This window comes from Bradyrhizobium valentinum (assembly GCF_001440405.1).
GTDB lineage: Bacteria > Pseudomonadota > Alphaproteobacteria > Rhizobiales > Xanthobacteraceae > Bradyrhizobium > Bradyrhizobium valentinum.
Genome location: NZ_LLXX01000183.1, coordinates 3,502 through 8,735 on the forward strand (window position 1 = coordinate 3,502; position 5,234 = coordinate 8,735).

Annotated in this window: 7 protein-coding genes; 5 read left to right on the plus strand and 2 right to left on the minus strand. The window is 62.4% G+C overall.

Going from position 1 to position 5,234, the window contains the following annotated elements; all coding sequences use genetic code 11:
- Nucleotides 1–308 precede the first annotated feature (308 nt).
- A complete protein-coding gene (locus tag CP49_RS33565; protein ID WP_057854416.1) occupies nt 309–698 on the plus strand; it encodes a RidA family protein in 390 nt (129 codons plus the stop codon).
- Nucleotides 699–709: 11 nt separating this feature from the next.
- Here CP49_RS33565 and CP49_RS33570 read toward each other — a convergent pair whose 3' ends face one another.
- Nucleotides 710–1,255, minus strand: a complete 546-nt coding sequence (locus tag CP49_RS33570) for a DUF2380 domain-containing protein (protein WP_197423314.1) — start codon at nt 1,253–1,255, stop codon at nt 710–712.
- Between the two features lie 184 nt (nt 1,256–1,439).
- On the opposite strand from CP49_RS33570, the gene CP49_RS33575 reads away from it, so the two are divergent.
- The 3 genes from CP49_RS33575 (at nt 1,440) to CP49_RS33585 (ending at nt 3,928) form a co-directional block, all read left to right on the plus strand.
- Entirely contained in the window at nt 1,440–1,694 is a 255-nt protein-coding gene (locus CP49_RS33575) for a hypothetical protein (protein ID WP_057854418.1), read from the plus strand.
- A 286-nt stretch (nt 1,695–1,980) separates the two neighbouring features.
- The gene (locus CP49_RS33580; protein ID WP_057854419.1) at nt 1,981–2,748 is read left to right on the plus strand and encodes an SDR family NAD(P)-dependent oxidoreductase; all 768 of its coding nucleotides are present in this window, start codon (nt 1,981–1,983) and stop codon (nt 2,746–2,748) included.
- Nucleotides 2,749–2,755: 7 nt separating this feature from the next.
- Complete coding sequence (locus CP49_RS33585) at nt 2,756–3,928, plus strand: cytochrome P450 (protein ID WP_057854420.1); 1,173 nt, start codon at nt 2,756–2,758, stop codon at nt 3,926–3,928.
- A 272-nt stretch (nt 3,929–4,200) separates the two neighbouring features.
- Here CP49_RS33585 and CP49_RS33590 read toward each other — a convergent pair whose 3' ends face one another.
- Complete coding sequence (locus CP49_RS33590; RefSeq protein ID WP_057854421.1) at nt 4,201–4,413, minus strand: hypothetical protein; 213 nt, start codon at nt 4,411–4,413, stop codon at nt 4,201–4,203.
- 353 nt (nt 4,414–4,766) lie between these two features.
- Here CP49_RS33590 and CP49_RS33595 point away from each other — a divergent pair, with 353 nt between their 5' ends.
- On the plus strand, nt 4,767–5,114 hold the full coding sequence (locus CP49_RS33595) for a hypothetical protein (RefSeq protein ID WP_057854422.1): 348 nt from the start codon (nt 4,767–4,769) through the stop codon (nt 5,112–5,114).
- The last annotated feature ends 120 nt before the right edge of the window (nt 5,115–5,234 follow it).

The window sequence follows — 5,234 nt, forward strand, 5'->3', positions numbered from 1 at the left end:
TTGATGGCCCGCGCGGCCAGCGCATGACGACGGGCATGACACAATTTCATCAAAATATGGCCGAGATACTGATGTGGCAAACGTGCGCAAGCGAACGAAAATTATCGCGCCTGTGAACTGCATTACGTTCGCCGCGATCGGATTGCGCTAGTATTTGCCCGGCGATCTCCTCCGGCGCTCGAGCGGCGATCGTACCGGCATCATGCTTTCCAAACCTATCGGCGGGTCACAAGCGCCGCGCCGCTGCCTTTCCAGCGAGGCAGCGGCGCGTTAGGCTTAGGGCAACGAACCGCTCACGAAGGTGTCCCATGCCCCCGATCCAGCACTTCGCTCCGCCCGCCGGCATCAAGTCCCCGCCGCTCTCGTTCGCCACGCGCACCGGCGATCTGCTGTTCGTCTCGGGCATTCCGGGGTTCGACGACAAGGGCGCGCTGGCGGACGGTTTCGAGGCGCAGTTCGGCTTCGTCGTCGCCAACATCAAGCGCATACTCGACGAGGCCGGCGCGACGTTCCGCGATCTCGTCAAGGTCAACGTGCTGCTGACCCGCGCATCCGACGTCGCCACGATGAACGTGCTGTACGCGTCGGCATTCGGGCCTGCGCCCTACCCCGCCCGAACCACCTGCGTGGTGCAGGCGTTGCCCGACCCGAAGATGCTGATCGAGATCGAGGCTGTTGCATCACTGGCGAAGGCATAGGGCGGATTAGCTCACGGCTTCGGCATCGTTTCCTTCAGCGTGTCGCTGACGAAGTTGGCGGCATGGCGATAGGCGGCATCGTTGTCGCCGCGGAACGTCACTGTTCGCCGCATCAAGAGTTTCTCGGCTTCGAGGTCGAGCAACTGGACTTCGCCCCATTGCACCAGCGTGCTCATCTTGCGGATGCCGCCATAGACCACGAGGCGCGCGCCGGCCTTGCGCGCGGCGGCGATGAAAACGTCCTGCGACATGCTGGTGGCGGTGCAGGGATGATCGGGGCATTCGATCGGCACCACGCGATAATCGCCCTGGGCCGCCAGATTATCGCGCAGCAACGCGGCAAACGATGCCACGCGGGCGCGATGCTCCGCGCTCTGGTCCGCGACCTCACCGGAGGTGTCGAAATAATCAAAATCCGCCACCGCCACCGCGAGCGGCGCGGCGGCCGGCGATCCACCCGATGGAAACGACACTGCGGCGAGCGTGCACAGCATGGTCAGCACGACGCTTGCGCCGCGGCGCAGGCCTAACGCGCGCCATCGAGTCGCTGTCTGCATCATGCTGTCTCCTTACCGCAACGTTGACATCGCCCCGCTGCCGCCGGGCGCGAACCATAACAGCGCGCGGGGATTTCGCTAAGCCATTCCACTTCCGCTTGGCGTCTTTTGAACCTTCTCGCTTTGCCCGCTACTCAAGGGGTAACCGGGCGCGAGAGCCCGTGTTGCAAACAGGAGATTGAAGATGCGTCGTATTTTTGCCCTTTGCGCCGTTGCCGGCATTGGCTTCACCGCACTTGCCGCCTCCAGCCCAGCCCAGGCCTCGTACCACCTGGTCCGCTGGCAGGATACCGGCTTCTGCCAGATCTGGGATCGGAGCATCCCGACCGCGCCATATCCGGGAAATTACAGCGTAATCGTCGGCTCGGAAGTGCCGACCTTCGGCGACGCGCTGGTCGTCAAGGATGGCTTCTTGCGCAACGGCACCTGCGCGTTCTGAGTAACTGTTGACCCTCATGGTGAGGAGGCGCCCTGGCGCCGTCTCGAACCATGAGGCCACAAACGGGCCTGCATCCTTCGAGACGCGCGAAGACGCGCTCCTCAGGATGAGGTCTGGCAGTTCCGTAGGATGGGTGGAGCGCAGCGATAGCCATCATTTCGTTCATCGGCACCAATTGATGGGTTTCGCTTCGCTCTACCCATCCTACGGACTGCTGTCCCCTACCACCTTGTGCGCGCGGGCACGCTTGCTATCCTCTGCCAAAACCAAGCAAGAGGAAATGCCCATGCCCCTTCTCCAGAATCATATCGCAGTCGTCACCGGCGCAGGTTCCGGCATCGGTCGCGCCATTGCGATCGGCTACGCCCGCGAGGGCGCGCAGGTCGTCCTGCTCGACAGGGACGAGAAGGCGGCGGCAGAGGCCGCGAAGGAAATTCGTGACGCCGACGGCAAGGCCGAAAGTTATGCGCTCGATGTCGCGAACCGCGAAAATTGCGTCGCGATGGCGAAGCAGATCGCCGACAAGATCGGCCAGGTCTCGATCCTCGTCAACAATGCCGGCATCGTCCGCCGCAACGGCATGCTGGGCGCGGCGGACGCCGTCATCAGCGATTGGGAAGACATCATCGCCGTCAACCTCACCGGCGTGTTCAACGTAACGCATGCGTTCCTCGCGCCCTTGCGCGCCAGCAAGGGACGCATCGTCAACATCGGTTCGATCCAGTCCTTCGTGCATGTGCGCACGCCGAGCTCCCCGGCCTACACCGCCTCCAAGCACGGCGTGCTCGGCTTCACGAAGGCGCTGGCCGCCGAACTCGGCAAGGAAGGCGTGCGCGTCAACGCGATCGGCCCGGGCTTCATCGCAACGCCGCTGAACGCCAGCGCTCGCGCGAACAATCCGGATCTGGTGAAGACGTTCATGGATCACACGCCGCTCGGCCGCGCCGGGACCGCAGAGGACATCGTCGGCCCCGCCATCTTCCTCGCCTCCGATCTCTCGGCCTACGTCTCCGGTTCGATCGTGATGGTCGACGGCGGTTACCGGGCGGTGTGAGCATATCATGTCCAACGCCCCGCATTTCGACATCGACGTCCCCTCCTTCTGGGCCGATCCCTACCCTGCGCTTGCGAAGATGCGGAAGGAGGCGCCGATCGCGTTCGTGCCGCAGCTCGGCTCGACCGTGTTCACCCGGCGCGACGACATCTTCACCCAGGAGAAGCGCATCGACGTATTCTCCTCGCACCAGCCCGCCGGGCTGATGAATGTGCTGATGGGCCACAACATGATGCGCAAGGATGGCGAAGCGCACATGACGGAGCGGCAGGCGATGTTTCCCGCCGTGTCGCCGCGCACGGTGCGCGACACCTGGGTCCGGCAATTTCAGGCCCACGCCGATCGCATTCTCGATGAACTGGCGCCAAAAGGATCGGCAGATCTGTGCAAGGCGTTTGCACTGCCGCTGTCGGCCGAATGCCTCAAGGACGTCACCGGACTGACCAACATGCGCTACCAGGACATGGATGCGTGGTCGCAGGCGATGATCGACGGCATCGCCAACTATACCGGCAACAAGGAGGTCGAGGCGCGCTGCCATGCCGCCACCGCCGGGATCGATGCCGCGATCGACGACATGATCCCTGTCGTGAAGAAACAGCCGAACACCTCGATCCTCAGCGTGCTGCTCGCCGCCGGCCAGAACATGGAAAGCATCCGCGCCAACATCAAGCTGGCGATCTCGGGCGGGCAGAACGAGCCGCGCGATGCGATATCAGGCGCGACCTGGGCGCTATTGACGCATCCAGAGCAGCTCGCGCTGGTGCGCGAGGGCAAGGCGAAGTGGATCGACGTGTTCGAGGAATATGCGCGCTGGATCGCGCCGATCCAGATGTCGCCGCGCCGCGTCGCCAAGCCGTGGACTTATCGCGGCGTCGACTTCGAGCCGGAAGACCGCGTGTTCTTCATGTTCGGCTCGGCCAATCGCGACGAGGCCTCCTTCAGCGATCCGGACCGTTTCGACATCACCCGCGACACCCAGAAGAGCATCGCCTTCGGCGCCGGCCCGCATTATTGCGCCGGTGCGTTCGCCTCTCGCGCCATGGTCGCCGACGTCGCGCTGCCGAGCGCATTCGCGCGGCTGAAAGGCCTGCGGCTGGACGACAGCGAACCGGTGCGGATCGGCGGCTGGGCGTTTCGCGGCCTGCTCAATCTGCCGGTGAAGTGGGAGGCGGGTTGACCGTTGAATCCACTTCGGCGCAAAAGGCGTTGCGCGACGGCGCGACTACATTAGCGCGGGCTCGCATGCGAAAGCCCGGCACATGTGCCGGGCGAACGCAAATATACGCTTTGTTGAGAAAGCCGCATTTTGAGCAATGATTCGCCATCGTCTAGTCCGGGCAAATACTGTCAGGTTTTCTGACGAAACATATTTCCACCGATTTGCAGGATCGATGAGCGCCGGAAAATGCGCCCCGCCGTCCTGACGTGACGAGGATTGCTGAGTAGCGATCAAGCCGACCGTTGCTTCGTTATCTCTTTGAGCGCGGTATGTGCGACGGCCCTCAATCCGCCCAAGGTGGCGTTTCCCCTCTTCGCACTGAGCTTCAATTTCCGTGCGATGTAGCGACGGCGTTCGTGGTCGCCGCCGTTAGGGAAGACGCGGCAGGTCTCCTCTAAAACGAAGCTCATGTTTGCAATCGTCCGATCATCCAGTTTGGTCATGGCACTACCTCTCCGGGCGCCCGCGCTAAACCAGCATCCTCTACGAGCGACAAGACAGTTTTGATAATAGCAAATTCGGGAAAAAGTGGAACGAAAACCGGAACCCGCTGCGCTGGGCGGCACTTGAATCGCGTTAGATCTACTGCGTCAGGGCCAATCCTCATCCTGAGGAGCCCGCGGAGCGGGCGTCTCGAAGGATGTAGGCCACAGACGGGCCTCATGGTTCGCCCGGCGATGCGCAGCATCGTCCGGAGACGCGCGAAGCCTGTCATCGGGCCGCGCTACGCGCGGACCCGTTGGCGCTCCTCACCATGAGGGGCTTATGCAGTAAGATTAGTGCAGGATGCGCGTCCATGCCAAGGACTGGCTGGTCACCCGGTACGGTACCCTACGGGGCGGATGAAACCGTCTACCTTGTAGTGGACAGCTTTTCTAGCGGCTCGGTTTACCGAGAAACCGAGATCGAGAAAGCCGATCTTGAAACCATCGTCGGCGATCTACTTTCCGGCCAATACAACAGCCCTGTCCGCGTCGTTGCGTTCAACACGCTGGAGCACTGGTCCGAAGACGTTTCTTCGGACATAGCGGCTGAAATCCAGATGCGCTGCGACATGGATGGCGTGCCGGTGCCGGATCATCTGACCGACTTTGTGCAAACTCACATCCATCCCGTGCGCCAGCTAACCCTTCGCCTTGCCTGATGGCTAGATCTCCGGTCGGCACAAGGGCGGGCATCTTGGAGCCTGACCGAAAAGACGGCCCGCATTCTCGTGGATCTTCTTGAAATGAGCGGTTTTATTTCGTCATGGCCGGGCTTGTTC

Bases quoted from the DNA above. Each gene is read 5' to 3' on its own strand.
- CP49_RS33565 (WP_057854416.1), top strand. From the start codon at position 309: ATGCCCCCGATCCAGCACTTCGCTCCGCCCGCCGGCATCAAGTCCCCG.
- CP49_RS33570 (WP_197423314.1), bottom strand. From the start codon at position 1,255: ATGCAGACAGCGACTCGATGGCGCGCGTTAGGCCTGCGCCGCGGCGCA.
- CP49_RS33590 (WP_057854421.1), bottom strand. From the start codon at position 4,413: ATGACCAAACTGGATGATCGGACGATTGCAAACATGAGCTTCGTTTTA.
- CP49_RS33575 (WP_057854418.1), top strand. From the start codon at position 1,440: ATGCGTCGTATTTTTGCCCTTTGCGCCGTTGCCGGCATTGGCTTCACC.
- CP49_RS33585 (WP_057854420.1), top strand. From the start codon at position 2,756: ATGTCCAACGCCCCGCATTTCGACATCGACGTCCCCTCCTTCTGGGCC.
- CP49_RS33595 (WP_057854422.1), top strand. From the start codon at position 4,767: ATGCCAAGGACTGGCTGGTCACCCGGTACGGTACCCTACGGGGCGGAT.
- CP49_RS33580 (WP_057854419.1), top strand. From the start codon at position 1,981: ATGCCCCTTCTCCAGAATCATATCGCAGTCGTCACCGGCGCAGGTTCC.